The organism is Faecalicoccus sp. LCP19S3_E2 (assembly GCF_052121255.1).
In the GTDB taxonomy this organism is placed as follows: domain Bacteria; phylum Bacillota_I; class Bacilli_A; order Erysipelotrichales; family Erysipelotrichaceae; genus Faecalicoccus.
In genome coordinates, this window is record NZ_JBQKEP010000017.1 from 1 (window position 1) to 16,830 (window position 16,830).

The 16,830-nt window shown below is 39.0% G+C and carries 18 protein-coding genes and 2 tRNA genes; 16 read left to right on the top strand and 4 right to left on the bottom strand.

Going from position 1 to position 16,830, the window contains the following annotated elements:
- The first annotated feature begins 211 nt into the window (after positions 1-211).
- The 4 genes from ACTQX6_RS11270 (at position 212) to ACTQX6_RS11285 (ending at position 1,966) form a co-directional block, all read left to right on the top strand.
- Positions 212-481, top strand: a complete 270-nt coding sequence (locus ACTQX6_RS11270) for a DUF2500 family protein (protein WP_022789208.1) — start codon at positions 212-214, stop codon at positions 479-481.
- A 120-nt stretch (positions 482-601) separates the two neighbouring features.
- Positions 602-1,330 carry a Fic family protein gene (locus ACTQX6_RS11275; protein WP_168965676.1) on the top strand — a complete coding sequence of 243 codons (729 nt, stop codon included), beginning with the start codon at positions 602-604 and terminating at the stop codon, positions 1,328-1,330.
- A gap of 7 nt (positions 1,331-1,337) precedes the next feature.
- On the top strand, positions 1,338-1,469 hold the full coding sequence (locus ACTQX6_RS11280; RefSeq protein ID WP_267471980.1) for a hypothetical protein: 132 nt from the start codon (positions 1,338-1,340) through the stop codon (positions 1,467-1,469).
- A 122-nt stretch (positions 1,470-1,591) separates the two neighbouring features.
- Positions 1,592-1,966: a DUF3795 domain-containing protein gene (locus ACTQX6_RS11285; protein WP_294688366.1), complete on the top strand. Its 375-nt coding sequence runs from the start codon at positions 1,592-1,594 to the stop codon at positions 1,964-1,966.
- Positions 1,967-2,007: 41 nt separating this feature from the next.
- On the opposite strand, the gene ACTQX6_RS11290 is transcribed toward ACTQX6_RS11285, so the two are convergent.
- Together ACTQX6_RS11290 and ACTQX6_RS11295 are read right to left on the bottom strand one after the other, a co-directional pair.
- Positions 2,008-2,091 (bottom strand) — tRNA-Leu (locus tag ACTQX6_RS11290).
- A 39-nt stretch (positions 2,092-2,130) separates the two neighbouring features.
- Positions 2,131-2,376, bottom strand: coding sequence for a hypothetical protein (locus ACTQX6_RS11295; protein WP_027968982.1), 246 nt, complete (start codon positions 2,374-2,376; stop codon positions 2,131-2,133).
- A gap of 101 nt (positions 2,377-2,477) precedes the next feature.
- On the opposite strand from ACTQX6_RS11295, the gene ACTQX6_RS11300 reads away from it, so the two are divergent.
- From ACTQX6_RS11300 to ACTQX6_RS11355, 12 genes are all read left to right on the top strand, one after another.
- Positions 2,478-3,752: a hypothetical protein gene (locus ACTQX6_RS11300; protein ID WP_294688370.1), complete on the top strand. Its 1,275-nt coding sequence runs from the start codon at positions 2,478-2,480 to the stop codon at positions 3,750-3,752.
- A 62-nt stretch (positions 3,753-3,814) separates the two neighbouring features.
- Positions 3,815-3,890, top strand: a tRNA-Thr gene (locus tag ACTQX6_RS11305).
- 184 nt (positions 3,891-4,074) lie between these two features.
- Positions 4,075-4,428 (top strand): hypothetical protein, encoded by a 354-nt coding sequence (locus tag ACTQX6_RS11310; RefSeq protein WP_294688372.1) that lies wholly within the window; start codon positions 4,075-4,077, stop codon positions 4,426-4,428.
- Positions 4,412-4,699 carry a hypothetical protein gene (locus ACTQX6_RS11315; protein WP_168965666.1) on the top strand — a complete coding sequence of 96 codons (288 nt, stop codon included), beginning with the start codon at positions 4,412-4,414 and terminating at the stop codon, positions 4,697-4,699. Before ACTQX6_RS11310 ends, ACTQX6_RS11315 begins: the two co-directional genes overlap by 17 nt.
- Positions 4,692-5,363 (top strand): hydrogenase nickel incorporation protein HypB, encoded by a 672-nt coding sequence (hypB, locus tag ACTQX6_RS11320; protein ID WP_117447009.1) that lies wholly within the window; start codon positions 4,692-4,694, stop codon positions 5,361-5,363. The genes ACTQX6_RS11315 and hypB overlap by 8 nt, the downstream gene beginning before the upstream one ends.
- The gene (locus ACTQX6_RS11325; RefSeq protein ID WP_294688377.1) at positions 5,350-8,055 is read left to right on the top strand and encodes an FAD-dependent oxidoreductase; all 2,706 of its coding nucleotides are present in this window, start codon (positions 5,350-5,352) and stop codon (positions 8,053-8,055) included. The genes hypB and ACTQX6_RS11325 overlap by 14 nt, the downstream gene beginning before the upstream one ends.
- A complete protein-coding gene (locus ACTQX6_RS11330; protein ID WP_117447007.1) occupies positions 8,055-8,414 on the top strand; it encodes a hydrogenase maturation nickel metallochaperone HypA in 360 nt (119 codons plus the stop codon). Before ACTQX6_RS11325 ends, ACTQX6_RS11330 begins: the two co-directional genes overlap by 1 nt.
- Positions 8,415-8,711: 297 nt before the next feature.
- Positions 8,712-9,401 (top strand): GDSL-type esterase/lipase family protein, encoded by a 690-nt coding sequence (locus ACTQX6_RS11335; protein WP_294688380.1) that lies wholly within the window; start codon positions 8,712-8,714, stop codon positions 9,399-9,401.
- Between the two features lie 13 nt (positions 9,402-9,414).
- Entirely contained in the window at positions 9,415-10,581 is a 1,167-nt protein-coding gene (locus tag ACTQX6_RS11340; protein WP_294688382.1) for an O-antigen ligase family protein, read from the top strand.
- Positions 10,582-10,645: 64 nt separating this feature from the next.
- The gene (locus ACTQX6_RS11345; RefSeq protein ID WP_294688384.1) at positions 10,646-11,851 is read left to right on the top strand and encodes a peptidoglycan DD-metalloendopeptidase family protein; all 1,206 of its coding nucleotides are present in this window, start codon (positions 10,646-10,648) and stop codon (positions 11,849-11,851) included.
- Between the two features lie 7 nt (positions 11,852-11,858).
- Positions 11,859-13,193: an RsmF rRNA methyltransferase first C-terminal domain-containing protein gene (locus ACTQX6_RS11350; protein WP_320802818.1), complete on the top strand. Its 1,335-nt coding sequence runs from the start codon at positions 11,859-11,861 to the stop codon at positions 13,191-13,193.
- Positions 13,194-13,195: 2 nt separating this feature from the next.
- Positions 13,196-14,053 carry a YitT family protein gene (locus tag ACTQX6_RS11355; protein WP_117447002.1) on the top strand — a complete coding sequence of 286 codons (858 nt, stop codon included), beginning with the start codon at positions 13,196-13,198 and terminating at the stop codon, positions 14,051-14,053.
- Between the two features lie 55 nt (positions 14,054-14,108).
- Here the strand turns inward: ACTQX6_RS11355 and ACTQX6_RS11360 are convergent, their stop codons facing one another.
- Together ACTQX6_RS11360 and ACTQX6_RS11365 are read right to left on the bottom strand one after the other, a co-directional pair.
- On the bottom strand, positions 14,109-14,939 hold the full coding sequence (locus ACTQX6_RS11360) for a PHP domain-containing protein (RefSeq protein ID WP_117447001.1): 831 nt from the start codon (positions 14,937-14,939) through the stop codon (positions 14,109-14,111).
- Positions 14,940-16,799: a beta-glucoside-specific PTS transporter subunit IIABC gene (locus ACTQX6_RS11365; RefSeq protein WP_294689308.1), complete on the bottom strand. Its 1,860-nt coding sequence runs from the start codon at positions 16,797-16,799 to the stop codon at positions 14,940-14,942. It lies immediately after the preceding gene.
- Positions 16,800-16,830: the final 31 nt, after the last annotated feature.

The window sequence follows — 16,830 nt, forward strand, 5'->3', positions numbered from 1 at the left end:
AAAGATTGAGAGGACAAGTTAGTTACTTTTTTATTCGTCAAATACGAAAAGAAGATCTTTTTAAATTTGCGATTACTTAAAAGGCTATGTCAACAAATTGGAGGTTAAGCGTTTTTTAGATTAAGATTTCATAAAATATATTGTAAAAAAATACAAAGACCCATATAATGTAAAAAAAGAAACTTTTTGAAAATAAATGAAAGGGGTTACTATGAAACGCTATACAATCAATCATTGCCCACTTTCTACAGTAGAGGCAACTTTGGTCAAGAAAACCGTACATTCTTATCATCCCAATCCTGTGACAAGCAGTTCAGCTACACCAATCTATGAACTGCAGTTTGAGACAGAGAAAGGATTGTTGACATTTGAAATCGATGCCTTTGGATATCAGACCATTCCCACAGGTGTAAAAAGTGAGTTGACCTATCAGGGCTATGAACTGATTTCTTTTAAAGACTGGTATCCTGTAACACAATAAACTAGCCTGATATGTTTTGTTTTATGGTGACGTCAAAGTATCCGAAAATGATTGTTTGGTTGAATACTTTAATAAAGAGCTTATGATTTGTGATGAAATGATGACAAAAGGAGTATGAAGATGCGAAAAGAATGGATAGAAGAATTGATTCAAAGGCTTTTAGAGGAACAGAAAGCCAATCAAAAAGATGGGGTATATGCATGGATGCAGATCGAAGCCGCCTACCAGTCCAATAAAATCGAGGGCAATACATTGACACGCAAACAAGTCGCTTCCATTTTTACGCGTGGAGAGATCATACCGGATGATAATAGTATTCGTTTGGTGGATATCGAAGAAACGACCGGTCATTTTGTGATGTTTGATGAAATGTTAAAGACATTAAATAATTCTGTTTCCAATAATCTAATCAAAAAATATCACCTGTGTTTTAGAAACAGCAGCAGCCAGGATGTACGCAAAGGCTCCTATGCCGGCGAATATCACAGACAAAAGGAAAGAGAAGAAAGCGAATGGGAAAAGGTTACCCAAAGAATGGATGATTTGATCAATACATATAATGAAAGAGATACGCACTCTTTGGAAAGTCTGGCACGTTTTCATGCCGCTTATGAAGCAATTATGCCTTTTCAGGGAGGAAACAGTCGAATCGGACGAATTCTTTTGATCAAAGAGTGTTTAAGAAGCAAGCAAGTTCCTTTTATCGTACATGCAGCCAATAAAGATACTTATAAAGATGCCTTAAACAAAGCACAAAATGAGCAATTAGAAGAGTTGATGGATTTTTTCAGGAAAGAACAAATCAATTTCGAAAGAGAAATCGATAAAATTTTATCCAAAGAAGAATAGGTTCATTATGGAACAAGAATGCATTCTATTGGATGATACAAAACAGAAATTACAGATTCTAATCGGTACAAAATGTACAATTTCATATAAAGATATAGAAAAAGTATCTGTTTTAAATGAAGATGCGAATTTTAAATGAAAGGCAGAACTTTTCTTATAATGGGTGTTAGGTGGAGTTTCTTTCTTTGTAAGACCCGGATTTTATGCAGGGCTAAAGATTCTTTATTGATTATGCATTTGACTGGAAGGGAAGCTGGTTTTATGAAACGAGAATTAGGAATTGCCCGTTGTGGATTGGCATGTTGTCTATGTTCAGAAAATATAATTTGTGCAGGTTGTGATTCAGGACAGTGTCCGGATAAGGATGGCTGTGAGAACAGAAAGTGTTCGATATCTAAAGGAATCAAACATTGTTATGAATGTAGCGAAGCATGTCAAAAAGGAATGTTGTCTAAAATAAAACCCTATGCTTTTACAGAATTTGCCAAAAGATATGGTGAGGATACGCTTTTAGATTGTCTGGAAAGAAATGAGAAAATGGGAGTCATCTATCATCGTGAGGGAATAAATGGGGATTATGATGATTTTGATGATGTAGAGGAATTGATCAATTTCATAAAAACAGGAAATAGATAAAAAAAAGCGGACAGAGAACATTCTGTCCGTTTTCTACTTGTTGGTGCGGGCGAAGGGACTCGAACCCCCACGCCGAAGGCGCCAGATCCTAAGTCTGGTGCGTCTGCCAATTTCGCCACGCCCGCAAGACTGCTTTAATATAATAGCAGAACCTTTTTAAAAAATCAATGTAAAATTGTAGGCTTGTGTTTGGCCTCAATTTGCTCCTGAATATAAGTTTCCAATTCTTCCAACAACTCATCTGTAAGTTCGATATCTTCTATCATGACAGGTCCATCATGTGTTTTATCCAAAACAAAATGAATTTCGGGTAACGATCTGAATTCTGTTTTACCGAACTGTTTTTCATATTTTTCCAACTGCTCCAAAATGGGCTGTGCAATTTGTTTGATAATCTTTTCATTTTTCATACCTTTATTATAGCGTAATGTCTTTTCTTTTGACAAGGAAAGTGATACTACCTTTATTTTAAGACCTGTATTTGTTATGATATAGGCACCGGAGGAATGAAATGGAAAAACCGAACAACAAAGTGCAAAAAGAAGAAATTGATGATTTTGCCAAAGCTTTACTGGATAAAAAAACGGATATGGCCATTTATGCCAATCGATCCGATACGATAGATCAAACAAAAGAAAAAAACGAAGATGAAAGAAAAGCAGCTGAACAAACCTTATCTTCGGCTTTAGATATGCTTCGAAAAGAGAGAGGACAATCGACCATTGCCGAAGAAGAGCAGCGCTTTTATTATAATCAGCTCCAGGAAGAAGATGATGATTTTACAACATCTTCGATCGAAGAGTTAAAAACACAGTCTTTTGATGTCAATACAGTTGCCAAAGCTTTACATGAATACGATCAGGATCAAACGATTCGTACAAAGCTAAAAGTGGATTTAAATAAATCAAATGCGAAAGGTGTACCACATACCACCAGGAAAAAAGAGAAACCGGTTAAGAAAAAACGATCTAAGAAAAAGATTGCCATTATTGCCGGTGTAGTGGTTTTATTCCTGGCATGTTTGGGCGGCTATGCTTATAAAATCTATGTTTGGGATCCGGCACATATCGTAACGGAAGCTATGCAGAAGTCCTATGACAAGCTGGTTAGCTATGCGGATGAATATGGAAGTGATCTTGATAGCAATGCCACTTTAATGTCCGATTCAGAGCGATTTGAACTATTGGATATGGATGAAGATTACGATCGTCTAAACGCCACGCAAAAAGAAGATATCAACGCCTATTTTAAGGAACAAACAGGTAAAACCTATACGAGTCTTGTCAAAGAACTAAAAGAGATGAAAGATCAGATTGGTACGGATCCAAATGGTGCATACCAAAGAATTACTTCTCTTTTGACAAGCTGGAATTCTTTAAGTGCTTCTCAACAATATGAGTTGTTGGATTTGGAAGATGCTTATTCACAACTATCCGATAAGCTGCAGGAACGAATCAATGAAATGGCCAAAGCCAATGCGGATATGGGCTTTAGTGAACTTCTGGAAAATGTTCGTAAAGATAAAGAAGCGTCTGATCAACAGGCAGCACAAGAACAACAGGCGATGGCTTCCCTACAAAGCCAGTTACAGTCTTTACAAAGCCAACTGGCTTCTTATGAAGAATATGGACAGACCTTACGTTCAGAGCTTGCGACAGCACAGGCAAGTGGGGATTCTGCCAGCATCAGTGAATTGCATTCTGCGATATCTTCCAATGATCAGACAATCACACGTTTGGAAGCACAGATTGCCAGTCTTCAATCACAGATCGATAGCGCTCAATAACAAAAAAAACTCAACTTATCTGTGTACTTTTTTCAAAAGTATGATATGATAGTTGAGCAATCGCCGACATAGCACAGTTGGTAGTGCAACGCACTCGTAACGCGTAGGTCGCAAGTTCAAGTCTTGCTGTCGGCACCATTTTAGAATAGAACAGGCAAATCGCCGTATGAGGTTGAATATTTGATTCAGCCTCTTTTTTTATAAAAAAATCTATACGTTTTATCTTTTTCGTACAATATTACCTTAACTAACTGCTTTGTCAATTTATACTTTGTCATTTAATTTGAAAGGGGTTACAATAAAAGAGGAAAGTAGGTGTATTATGGGTTGTTTTGTTGCCCCGATGACCGAAGCGGTTGTCTTGACTGCGGTTTCTAAAAAACTCAATAAGAAATCGAGTCAAAATCAATTTGTGAAGGAAGTTCCAGTCTTGGAAAAAATGCTGTATGGAGGAAGTGCTTTATTAATTGTAGAACATGTTTATCATGGAGAACTAGTGTTCTGGCCACCCTTTTTTACAAGCATGATGTCTATGGAAGATACGCAGGCTATGATTCATGAGATCTTAACGACTGGTGTTTTAATGAGCGTACTGGTAACTCTGGCATGGGTGGGATTTGTTGTTTGGAAGTATAAACTGCTTTTAAAGAGGAAAAAACATGCTGTTGTGCGCTAGCTGGCTTTGTGCTGTTGTATTTAGTTTTCTGTATGTAAGACGACCATCGGATGCTTATCAATATAAATTTCCAATGGTCTTATTTTTGGGGTCTTCACTGATGTGGAGTGCTGATTTTATTATGGCCTTTTTACAGGAAGGACCCGCTTATTTTGTCGAACTGGAATCCTCTTTGTGTTCGGATTTTTTATGCTTTTTATTTGTATTTACGTTTGCCATGGTTTTATGGCTGTGTAAAGTCGCTTTACATCAGGAGGTAGTGCATGACTAAAATATATGAAATACGGCAGGATATCTTATCGCATAATGAGACCGAAGCCGATCTATTGCGACAGGAACTGAGTCAAAAAGGTGTTTTCTTGTTGAATCTAATGTCTTCACCGGGCAGTGGCAAGACTACCACACTCGAGAAAACACTACCTTATCTGGATGGCCTTCGTGTTGGGGTCATGGAAGCGGATATCGACGGAGCCTGCGATGCAAAACGTATTGAAGAATTGGGGTATCGCTCCATTCAGCTTCATACAGGTGGTATGTGCCATTTAGATGCACAGATGACAAGACAGGGGTTAACGGCATTTGGCATAAATGATCTGGATGTAGTGATCCTTGAAAATGTAGGAAATTTAGTATGTCCTGCTGAGTTTGATACAGGGGCTATGTGCAATGCCATGATCTTATCCGTGCCGGAAGGACATGACAAGCCACTGAAATATCCATTAATGTTTTCTATTTGTGATGTAGTCTTGATCAACAAAATCGATGTGATCGATGCGTTTGATTTTGATGTCGAATACTGCAAACAGGAGATATGGAAACGGAATCCGAAGGCAAAGATTATTTTGATCAGCGCCAAAACAGGACAAGGGATTCAGGAATGGGCTGATTGGCTAAAAGAAAAAGCAGAAAGTGTGAAAGAAAATGGCAGAGTATAGAAAGGAACTGGAGGGCCAGCCCAGAGAAAAAATATTAAAGCTGGCACAGAAAATTACGGATCGTATTGGACATAAAGTGACGGTAGAGGATCCGGAATACTGGGGATTGGCAGCTGTAGTGACCGATGAAATGGCAGAAATTGCGCTGCATATGAAGGTTCGCAAGCCGATGCGTCTCAGTGATTTTGTACGAGTGACGAAAAAAGAAGAAGCATACTTAGAGAAAATCTTGTATGAGATGAGTTATGTTGGTCTTTTAGAATACAATTGGGAAAATGAAGATCATGAGAAACAATGGGTACTTCCACCCTTTGTCCCCGGTTCTGCCGAATTTGTTAATATGCATCCGGAGGTGATTGAAGAACATCCGGAAGTGGCTCATTTTTTTGATCAGATGACCAGACTTCCTTTGGATAAAGTAACGGCCAAGGTCCCTCTGGGAGGGGCCGGTGTCGGTATGCATGTAATTCCGGTGGAAAAAGCGATTCATGCGATCAATGAGACAAAGGACATAGAACACATTTCACACTGGTTAAAGAAATATGATGGTAAATATGCTGCCAGTCCCTGCTCCTGTCGTATGTCCAGAGCCAGTATGGGAGAAGGATGTGGCGACGATCCACAGGATTGGTGCATCGGTGTCGGAGATATGGCCGATTATCTGGTGGAAACGAAAAAAGGGCACTATGTCACGTATGAAGAGGTATTAGAAATACTTCAACGGGCAGAGGATAATGGCTTTGTCCATCAGATCACCAACATTGACGGAGAAAATAAAATTTTTGCGATCTGTAACTGTAATGTCAATATTTGTAATGCATTGCGAACTTCACAATTATATAATACGCCTAACATGTCTAGGAGTGCGTATGTCGCCAAGGTGACCAAACAAGATTGTGTGGCCTGTGGAGCCTGCGTGGAACATTGTCCGGCGGGAGCCGTAAAACTAGGACAAAAGCTTTGTACGACGCATGGTGATATCGAGTATCCTAAAGTTGAACTTCCGGATACGAATCGATGGGGAAAAGAACGCTGGAGCCCGGACTATCGTGATAAAAACCGAATTAACTGTTATGACACAGGAACAGCTCCCTGCAAGACAGCTTGTCCGGCACATATTGCGGTTCAAGGCTATTTAAAATTGGCTTCTCGTGGTAAGTATAAAGAGGCTTTGGCTTTAATCAAAAAAGAAAATCCATTCCCGGCCGTTTGTGGAAGAATTTGTAACCGCCGTTGTGAAGAGGCTTGTACACGAGGAAAGATCGATCAGGCAATTGCTATCGATGAAGTGAAAAAATTTATTGCGGAATGTGATCTGAAAGACGAATATCGCTATATTCCTAAAAAGATCATTCCCAGCAATCGTGGTGAGTTTTCGGAAAAAATCGCAATTATAGGAGCCGGGCCGGCCGGACTGTCTTGTGCGTATTACCTGGCTTGCCGAGGGTATCGTCCGACTGTTTTTGAAAAAAATGAAAAACCGGGAGGCATGCTTCGATACGGAATCCCTTCCTTTAAACTGGAAAAAGAAGTCATTGATGCCGAAATCGACATTATGAAAGCTTTGGGAGTGGATATTCGATGTAGCATTGAAATCGGGAAAGATAAAACTATCGCACAATTGCGTAACGAAGGATATAAAGCCTTTTATTTGGCAACGGGTGCACAAAAGGGCCGTATTCTTCCATTAGAAAATGTGCAGGCCAAAGGCGTGCAAAGTGCGGTTGATTTACTGGGAAGCGTACAAAAGAAACCTGTATCACTGCAGGGTGCCTGTGTTGTTGTCGGTGGTGGTAACGTAGCTATCGATGCCAGTCGAACAGCTTTACGCTGTGGTGCTGCTCCTGTTTATATGGTGTGTTTGGAGCAGGCAGAAGAGATGGCGGCAAGCAGCGATGAGATCCGCGAAGCCAAAGAAGAAGGCGTTCGGATCATCAATGGCTGGGGTCCTGTGTCTTTAGAAGAAAAAGAGGGAACAGTTGCATCGATTACCTTCAAACAATGTGTGTCTGTATTTGATGACAGCCATCGATTCGCTCCGGTATATAACGAAGAAGTATTAAAGACGATCGATTGCCAACATGTGATTTTCAGTGTAGGCCAGCAAAGCGATATAAAAGCGATCATTGATCAGGAAAAACTCTCGACCAGAGGGCCTTGGATCGATGCCGATGCCAGGACGTTTCAGACCAGCGTGTCGGATATTTTCACCGGAGGTGATTGTTTTACCGGCCCTGCATTCGCAATCGATGCGATTGCTCAGGGGAAACAAGCGGCAGAATCTTTGCACCGTTACGTCAAACCGCATGCCAGTATGACAATTGGAAGAAATCTGCGAGAATATATCATGTTAAATAAAGACGAAGTCGTTTTTACAGATTACGATCATACATCCAGACAACAACCTGTGCATAAGAAGACCACACCTTTTAAAGAATCGGTACTGCCATTCACGGAAGAACAGGTAAAGAAGGAGACGGCTCGTTGTCTGGGATGTGGGGCCAGTATTGTCGATACAAATAAATGTATCGGTTGTGGAATTTGTACGACCAAGTGCGAGTTTGATGCGATACATCTCTATCGGGAATTGCCGGAAGCCAGTCACATGGTAAAAACGGAAGATAAAGCTAAGACCATCCTTCCATATATGGTAAAGCGAGCTGTTAAAATTGCCTTCAAGAAGAAAAGCTGATGCACGAATTGGGAATTGTTATCCATGTTTTGGACAGTGTGGATCAAATTCGCAAAGAAAATGCGATCCAAAAAGTATCTTCGGTCACACTACAAATAGGACAGGCGAGTGGAATTATACCCTCTTATTTGATTGATTGTTTCACATGGGCCCGAAAAAAATACGAGGGATTTGAAGATTGTATTCTAAATATTCAGAATACGCCGGCTATTACTACATGTCTTTCTTGTCACCAGGAGTATGACACATTGAAGCATGGAAAAACATGCCCGTTTTGCCAATCTGAAGACACTGTCTTAAAAACAGGAAATGAAATGCAGATCCTTGAAATGGAAGTAGAAGAGATAGAGGATCTATAAAGCTGTATAAAATACAGACTTCTGAAAACCAAGTTTTCAGAGGTCTTTTTTTTAATTTGATAAAAAAATCTGTTTGATCGAAATCCTAAATTTTTCGATAATCGAAAAGACTGGTATGTTACCGGCTGATTTTTGACAGTATTCTTTTGATGCGATAGGTAATTATTTATGTTTTAAATCATAAAAACCGATGTAAAGATTCCGGATGAAAAATGGAATCCTGTAATGGTCTCTTTTTATACATCACTTTCAAACAAATCAAAAGTCATGCTATACTTTTAGGAAATGGGGGTTAGTATGACAAAACAGGGAATTCGTATCCGTAAAGCTTTATATATTGTATTGTGGTTGGGCACTTTATTCAGCCTGATCCTTTGTCTTGGTATCGCATTCGGGTTTTTCACAAAAGAAAAGATCGTAACCAAAGAGGTGGAAAAAGAAGTGCAGGTGGTGCCGGATAATTATTTGTTTTTGGGGGATTCTTTGACCGATTATTTTGATCTGGAAACCTATTTTCCCGGCCAGCCGGTCGTGAACAGCGGTATTGCGGGCAATACGACCGATCAAATTTTGACATCGATGAAGACAAGAGTTTACGACTACAACCCATCCAAGATCTTTTTACTGATCGGAACCAATGATTTAAGAGATGGCAAGTCACAAGAGGCAGTCGTACAAAATATAGAAGAGATCATCGAAGAGATTCAAACAAATCGTAAACAAGCTGAAATTTTTGTAGAGAGTTTATATCCGGTTAATGCCTCTGTCAGTTCGGCGGTAGGTGTTCGATCCAATGCGACGATTCAAAATATCAATGCGCAGTTAGAGGAATATTGTAAGGAAAAGAATCTGACGTATATTGATTTGTATGCAAAACTGCAGGATGAGCAGGGAAATCTTCAGATACAATATACAGCCGATGGATTACATTTGAGCGATGCGGGTTATCAGGTCGTCGCCGAGGTCCTGCAGGAATATTTGAAGTAAATGAGGAATCAAAATGAATTTGAGTACGTTAAAAGAAGAACTTCATTCGTTTCAGAATACAGACTGGATGCTTTTGCTGGTAACTGTATCTCTATTTTTAACACAGTACATTATGGCCGGCGTCTTGATTTTGTATTTGGGATGGATGATCTATAAAAAACAATTATGGAGTGCTATAAAAGAACAACCGGGGGCACTTTGGATCTATTTGTTTGTCTTTTTGGAAATCATTGTTTCTCTTTTCGCAACAAACTTTACAGGACTTGTTAATGCGATTGGAATGCTTTTGGTAGTCGGTTTTATCAGCGGATATCGCCAGCAGATTCATCCTAAATTATTTCATTATATGATCGATATCATGTTGATCGGATCGATCTTCGTAGGAATCTTGGCACTTTTTCAGTTTGCGGATTTTTCAGCACAGAAAGGCTATGATTTTTTCGAATTCCATATTCAAAATTCTCCCAAGCGACGTATCATGGCTACGTTTGATAATGCCAACTTATATGCAACCATGTTGGAGTTTTGGATCTTTTTTTGTGTCTATCGTTTTATCCAGTGCAGAGGCTTGTTAAAAAGAATACTCTATGTAGTCGTTGGACTGTTTAATTTCGGATTGCTGTATTTGACCGGTTGTCGCACTGCTTTGTTGCCGCTTGTTGTCATCATTCCTTTATTTTTCTTTCTGGCAAGAGAAAAAAAGTGGTTGCTTCTATCTTTGGCTGGATTAGGTATAGGCATCGTATTGGTTTTTATGGAGCCGGATTTGATTCCCAGAATAACCGATATGAGCACATTGGAATCGCGCTTTAAGATATGGAATTGTGCATGGATGGGCATTCAAAACTATCCAATATTCGGTCTGGGACCACAGTCTTATCATCTGTATTATCAAATGTTTAATGGACATAAGGCACCACATGCGCATAATATTTATGTAGATTCTCTAGCTTCTTATGGGATCGTCGGCACTTTGTTGATCATTTATTATGCCTGTCGATATCTGTTTCCGGAAATAGGAAACGTAAGATTGTATGATCGAGAGTTGTTTGGTTTGATTATCGGATTCATTCTGATTTTTTTGATTCATGGTTTACTGGATGTAACAATGAATGTATTGGCAACGGCACTGGTTTTTACGATGATCTTAAATGCCGGAGTTTTGGTTAAAAAAGATTGAAAATACAATTTAGATTGTGTTAATGTAGTGATAAAGAAAACAGACAGTAGAAGGAGATTTTTTAATGCGATTTTCTCGATTCTTCGTCTGCTTTTTTTTGCTTATTTCTTTAACGGGATTTCAGGAAACTTCGAATTACCAAAACGAGCTTGAGGCTTTGGAAAGACAGGCGATGGACTGCAAAGAGCAGCAGGCTGCACAAGTTTCACAGTCTTTACAGGAAATAAGAAAAGAGATTTTAAAAGATATGGAATCGGTATTGAACAAAGCCGATTTAAATGACATCGAGTTAAAAGAACTCAAGGAAAAAAAGAGTGTTACACATCACTCTTATGAGCGATTGAAAAAACAAATGGCACTCTATCTGATGCAGGAACAAAGTATGTATCCGTATTGTCTGGAAGGACGAATCTTAAACGAAGGGAAGGATCTTCAAACTTTATATATGCATCAGAAACAACTGGAAGAAAAATGTTCTCAAAAAGAGAAGAGAAAAGTTCAATTCCAGCTGGAAATTCAAAATCTTCAAGCGTATGATAAGCGTGTTGACAAAGCACAGAATACCCTCAAGGAGCGATTTCAACGCACCGATGGATATGATCAGCCTGTTCATGGCCAACATGATCCACAAAAGATGATTCAGGGACTACAAGATCTTCCGGTGTTTGGTTCTATACATTCTACAAAGAATGATTCACACTTCTCCTGTCTGGCGCAGGATGCTTCCATTACTTCCACAAGTCCATATTGGGGAAAAGTATCGGATCAGGGCTATATATCGGCCGGAACATGGTCGTATCCGCACGGAGGAATGCATTTAGGTATGGATCTTGCCCTGGCTTTATATTCAAACATCTATGCTCCGGCCAATGGCATTGTTTTATATGCCGATACCTCATACAACAGCAATGATGGCTATCTGGGCAACATGGAAGGATGGCCTTATGGTGGAGGCAATACCCTTTGTGTGATCGTTTCGATACAGGAAAAATTGTATGCCCTGACTTTTGCTCATTTATCCAATACGATTTATGTAGCTCCCGGACAACAGTTTTCGCAAGGTGATGTCTTGGCCTTATCTGGAAACAGCGGTAACAGTACAGGCGGACATACACACATTGAAGTTTTTGAGCTGCATGCTTCTTTGGAACAAGAGGTTTCTTATTTTCAACAAGGTGCTGATTTTAGCTTTGGCTGCGGATGGGATGCTCCTCATACGCAAAGTATATGGGCCACTCGAATTCGCCCGGAAGAAGTGATTACGGGATAGGAGAATTATGAACGATTTATTTTTAGAACGCATGAAAAGAGATTTAAAAGAAGACTATCCGGCTTTTGAGACATCTTTGGAACAACCGATGTATAAAGGCTTAAGCTATCATCCTAAAAAAATCACGGAAGAAATGCTGAAAGCTAATACACCACTTTTGGAACCTAGTCCTTTTTATGCTTATGGCTATTACATCGATCGATCTTTAGGAAACCATCCTTATCACATTGCCGGTGCGTTCTATTTACAGGAGCCCAGTGCTTCAGCGGCGGTTACCATATTGGATGTACAGCCTTCGGATACGGTATTGGATCTCTGTGCGGCACCCGGTGGCAAATCCAGCCAGATTTTATCGCAGCTGCAGGATGGGTTTCTGGTATCCAATGAGTATGATGGTAAACGAGCCAGAATTTTATTATCAAATCTGGAGCGTATGTCCGCACAAAATTTTTGTCTGATACAGGGTGATACCAAGGTTGTTTGCGAAGAGCTGGAGTCCTGCTTTGACAGAGTCTTGGTCGATGCGCCATGCTCCGGCGAAGGCATGATGAAAAAACACGATGCTGCCCAGGATAACTGGTCACTGGAAAACATACAACAATGTGCTATGCGGCAGGCCTATATTCTGGATCAGGCTTATAAAGCATTAAAAAAAGGTGGATACATGGTCTATTCGACTTGTACGTATGCCAGAGAAGAAAACGAAGAAACCATTGCCGCCTTTTTAAAAAGACATCCGGATATGCAGCAGGTCGATCCAGAAGTATCCTTTGGACAAAGAGGCTTTGATACACCGGGCATGGATGTTGATAAGGTGGTTCGTATTTTCCCTATGCAGAAGGGGGAAGGTCACTTTATTTGTAAGATGCAGAAAAAGCAGGGAGATATCAAAGAGCTTCCTGTCAAAAAGATTCGCAAAAAGGATCAGGATATCGATGACTTACACAAGCTTTTAGTGAAGATTCCTGCATACACAATTTGGCAGGAAGATTCACTATATATGATGGATCATCCGTTTATCGAATTCAGGAAAACACATTGTTTGCGACAAGGGATTCTGGCAGGTAGTCGAATCAAAAAAAGATTTGAGCCGGCTCATGCGATGTTTATGGCCTTTCCAAAGGAAAATTATAAGCAAAGTATCGAGTTGGATCTTGAACAGATGGATGAAGTAATGCACGGATTACAGATTCCTTATGAATGTAAAAAAGGATATACCTGTTATTGCATAGATGGTATCCCATTTGGTTTTGGGAAAAGCGATGGGCATAGGATCAACAACCGAATTCCTAAAGGCTTACGCTTATTACCAAAGAGTCATGTGACTAAAGGAGATTTTTGAAAATGAAAGATGAAGCCTTAAAATATGGTAAAGTAATCGTTGGAAGTATTTTATTTTCCTTAGGAATATACTTTTTTATCACACCCAGTGGCTTAAACTCCGGTGGTGTGGTGGGTATCGCACAGATTTTAAATATCGTGCTGCGCCCTTTGAATCCGAATCCGGATTCCCTGGATCTAACAGGTATCATGAATATGCTTTTAAATGTGCCTTTATATATTTTGGCATTAAAATCGATTTCAAAGTCCTTTTGTCTTCGAACTTTGATCAGTATCATCATTCAGATGATCACTCTATCCTTGTTGCCTTTACGTACCGAAGCCATTATGCCGGATATGTTGAGCAATTGTGTATTTGGTGCTTTGATGAGCGGTGTCGGTGCTGGCCTTTGCCTGCAAAGCAGCAGCTGTGCCGGTGGAATTGATATATTAGGTGTTTATTTTTCTAAGACCAAGCCAAATTTTTCGGTAGGAAAGCTTTCGATCATCTTAAATTTCTTTGTGTTTGCGATCTTTGCCTATATCGTCAATATACAAAATGCCCTATACTCCATCATCTTTGTGTCGATCATGTATTTTGTCGGTGATAAGGTACACTATCAAAACATCAATATGTCAGCGATGATCTTTACACAAAACGACAATTTGAAAAAGGAAATCATGCGTATTACCGGACGTGGTGTAACTTGTTGGAAAGGGCAGGGCGTTTATACCGGCCAGGAAAAAGATATACTGGTCGTGGCGTTAAACAAATATGAGATCCGGCGTTTAGAGAAAGCCATAAAAACTGTAGATCCACATGCCTTTATGATCTTAAGTGAAGGACAGAAAATATCGGGTGGATTTGAAAAACGGCTATAAAAAGATCAGTACCTGGAAACACTTTGTTTTCAAAATACTGATCTTTCTTTTATATTTAGCGCAGTGCAGAAACCGCTGATTCTAAGTCAGTGAATTCTTGTTTAGTCAGCCCAAATTGTCCAAAAGTTATGAGCTTAGGATCGTGATAATCACTACCGCCGCTTTTTAGAAGATGAAACTTGTCTGCATAGTACTGGACCAAAGGGTAGTCTTTCTCTTTCATTTTAGAGTGATTAATTTCAATTCCCATTAATCCATACTCTACATATTTTTGAATCTCGGCATAATTATCATATTGGCAGGGATGTGCTAATATCGGAATGCCGCCATCATTAAGAATAGCTTGGATTCCTTCTTTTACGGGAATATAACCCATTTTTAAGTCAGTTTCTTTACTTGTCTTAGATGCGAATAATTCTTTATATTTCTGAGGTGTCATCTCTTTAGGGTATTTTTCCTGAAGAGCCTGGAAGATATTCATTTTAAAAACAATCGAATATTTTGAATATTTTTTTGCATCTGCATAACTGATGTCATAGCCTTGTTCTTTTAGATGTTCGATGAGTTCTTTATGATAGGCATCACGACTGGCCAAAGTTTTGGAGCATAAAGATTCTATATGAGGGCAAAAGGGATTTATCCATAGACCGACAATATGAACTTTTTTATACACGTCAAAGTCATAACAACTCATCTCCACGCCTTTGATTACTTTTAATCCGATTTTTTTAGCTTCTTTATAAATTTCATCATAGTGATTGATCGTATCATGATCGGTTATAGAAATTACTTCAAGTCCATGCGCTTTCGCATCTTTTAATACATCTTTTATTTCACATACTCCATCACTGTGGTTCGTATGCATATGTAAATCTGCATATTTCATTTATAATACCCCCATTAAAAAATCAGAAACTGTAACTTGATCTTTATTTGTTGGTATGACATCCAGATAATCATTACTATTGGTGACAACTACAATGACAATGTCATCATAACCGGCTTGTGTAATACTTTGTGAATCGAATTCAATCAATGGTTCATTTGTCTTTATTTTTTGTCCTTTTGTCACAAGTGATTTAAAATATTTTCCTTTTAGATTTACAGTATCTATACCAATGTGAATCAATAATTCTAATCCATCATCTGTTGTGATGCCAATTGCATGCCCTGTTTCAAATAGAGCACTGATTGTTCCGGAACATGGAGATACTATAGTATTTTCAGTTGGCTTTATCGCAATTCCTTTACCCATGACTTCACTTGAAAAGGTGCGATCGTTAACATCTTTCAAGGATACAATGGATCCAGATACAGGAGCGGTTAGATTTTGTGCTGATTTTTGGTTCAGTGTTTGTTTACTATCTTCTGAATTTTGAACCTCAATTTCATCGGCAAATTCGGAATCATCAAAGCCTATGATAAAGACCGCAATAAAAGTTGCGATAGAAGCAATGATAATGGTGATAATAGCCATAAAAATAAAATTTTCTTCTTTAGATACCCACATAGCTAAACTGAGTATTCCCGGGGTAACATAGATAAAAGCTTTTAATTTAACAAGTCCGGCAAAAATTCCGGCAATGGCAGCACCAATCATACCGGCATACATTGGTTTTTTAAGCTTCAAGTTTACACCATACAAGGCAGGCTCTGTAATTCCACCCAGATAGGCGGTAATGGCTGAAGAAAAAGCTAAAGATTTTAATTTTTTTTGTTTTGTTTTAAGAGAAACAGCTAAACAAGCTGCGGCTTGTGACATATTGGAGCAAAGTGCTACAACACGAATTACCGGATCAAAGCCTTGTTCTGCCACCAAAGCAATACTGATAGGACTTAAAGCTTTATGAATTCCAACGGATACCAACCAAGGATATAAAGCTGCAAGGATTGCAATTGCTGCAATACCGACATGATCATAAAGAAACATACTGGCAGTAGCGACAAAACCGGAAATATAATTTCCAATAGGTGCAATGACAATAAAAGTTAATGGCATCATGATCAATGCGATAAGCATAGGTTCTGCAAAAACCTTGATCATTTCAGGAACGATTTTTTTGATCGGCTTTTCTACATATGACAAGATCCACACAGCCATTAAAGCGGGTACAAGGCTGGAAGTGTATTTTACCAAAGGCACACCTATGCCAAGAAATGTGAACGGATTTCCTTCGCCAACGATGGCCGTCCAACTGGGGTTAACTAAACAGAGACCTAAAAAGGCACCCATGTATTGATTGGTATTAAACATCTTGGCGGCTGAAAATCCAATAAAAGCAGGCATAAAGGCAAAACCAGTATCAAAAATAAGGTTAATCAGTATATAAGTTTGAGAATCCTCACTTAATATATGTGTTAGAGAAAGAACAAGCAATAACACTTTTCCCATACCACATCCAGCCAATAAAGGAATAACGGGGGCAATCGAACCGGTAATAGCGCCAAGTACGCGATCAACAATACTTCTATCATCTTTTTTCGATATCGTGTTTCCTTTGATATTTGCGATTTTTATTAAGTCTTTATAGACTAAATCCACATTATTCCCGATTACCAGTTGATACTGACCACCTTTCTTTACTAAAGAAAGAACACCAGGAATCGATTTTACCTTTTCATCGTCTGCTTTTGATTCATCATATAGTTCAAAGCGTAATCTTGTAGCACAGTGTACAACACTTTTAATGTTGTCTTTTGAACCAATTGCATCGAGAATTTCATTTACCAATTTTTCATACTTCATTTTAATTTTCCTCCAATTTTTATGATTGAAG

Excerpts from the sequence above, each read along its gene's own strand:
- ACTQX6_RS11270 (WP_022789208.1), top strand. The coding sequence starts at position 212 with ATGAAACGCTATACAATCAATCATTGCCCACTTTCTACAGTAGAGGCA.
- ACTQX6_RS11275 (WP_168965676.1), top strand. The coding sequence starts at position 602 with ATGCGAAAAGAATGGATAGAAGAATTGATTCAAAGGCTTTTAGAGGAA.
- ACTQX6_RS11280 (WP_267471980.1), top strand. The coding sequence starts at position 1,338 with ATGGAACAAGAATGCATTCTATTGGATGATACAAAACAGAAATTACAG.
- ACTQX6_RS11285 (WP_294688366.1), top strand. The coding sequence starts at position 1,592 with ATGAAACGAGAATTAGGAATTGCCCGTTGTGGATTGGCATGTTGTCTA.
- ACTQX6_RS11295 (WP_027968982.1), bottom strand. The coding sequence starts at position 2,376 with ATGAAAAATGAAAAGATTATCAAACAAATTGCACAGCCCATTTTGGAG.
- ACTQX6_RS11300 (WP_294688370.1), top strand. The coding sequence starts at position 2,478 with ATGGAAAAACCGAACAACAAAGTGCAAAAAGAAGAAATTGATGATTTT.
- ACTQX6_RS11310 (WP_294688372.1), top strand. The coding sequence starts at position 4,075 with ATGGGTTGTTTTGTTGCCCCGATGACCGAAGCGGTTGTCTTGACTGCG.
- ACTQX6_RS11315 (WP_168965666.1), top strand. The coding sequence starts at position 4,412 with ATGCTGTTGTGCGCTAGCTGGCTTTGTGCTGTTGTATTTAGTTTTCTG.
- hypB (WP_117447009.1), top strand. The coding sequence starts at position 4,692 with ATGACTAAAATATATGAAATACGGCAGGATATCTTATCGCATAATGAG.
- ACTQX6_RS11325 (WP_294688377.1), top strand. The coding sequence starts at position 5,350 with ATGGCAGAGTATAGAAAGGAACTGGAGGGCCAGCCCAGAGAAAAAATA.
- ACTQX6_RS11330 (WP_117447007.1), top strand. The coding sequence starts at position 8,055 with ATGCACGAATTGGGAATTGTTATCCATGTTTTGGACAGTGTGGATCAA.
- ACTQX6_RS11335 (WP_294688380.1), top strand. The coding sequence starts at position 8,712 with ATGACAAAACAGGGAATTCGTATCCGTAAAGCTTTATATATTGTATTG.
- ACTQX6_RS11340 (WP_294688382.1), top strand. The coding sequence starts at position 9,415 with ATGAATTTGAGTACGTTAAAAGAAGAACTTCATTCGTTTCAGAATACA.
- ACTQX6_RS11345 (WP_294688384.1), top strand. The coding sequence starts at position 10,646 with ATGCGATTTTCTCGATTCTTCGTCTGCTTTTTTTTGCTTATTTCTTTA.
- ACTQX6_RS11350 (WP_320802818.1), top strand. The coding sequence starts at position 11,859 with ATGAACGATTTATTTTTAGAACGCATGAAAAGAGATTTAAAAGAAGAC.
- ACTQX6_RS11355 (WP_117447002.1), top strand. The coding sequence starts at position 13,196 with ATGAAAGATGAAGCCTTAAAATATGGTAAAGTAATCGTTGGAAGTATT.
- ACTQX6_RS11360 (WP_117447001.1), bottom strand. The coding sequence starts at position 14,939 with ATGAAATATGCAGATTTACATATGCATACGAACCACAGTGATGGAGTA.
- ACTQX6_RS11365 (WP_294689308.1), bottom strand. The coding sequence starts at position 16,799 with ATGAAGTATGAAAAATTGGTAAATGAAATTCTCGATGCAATTGGTTCA.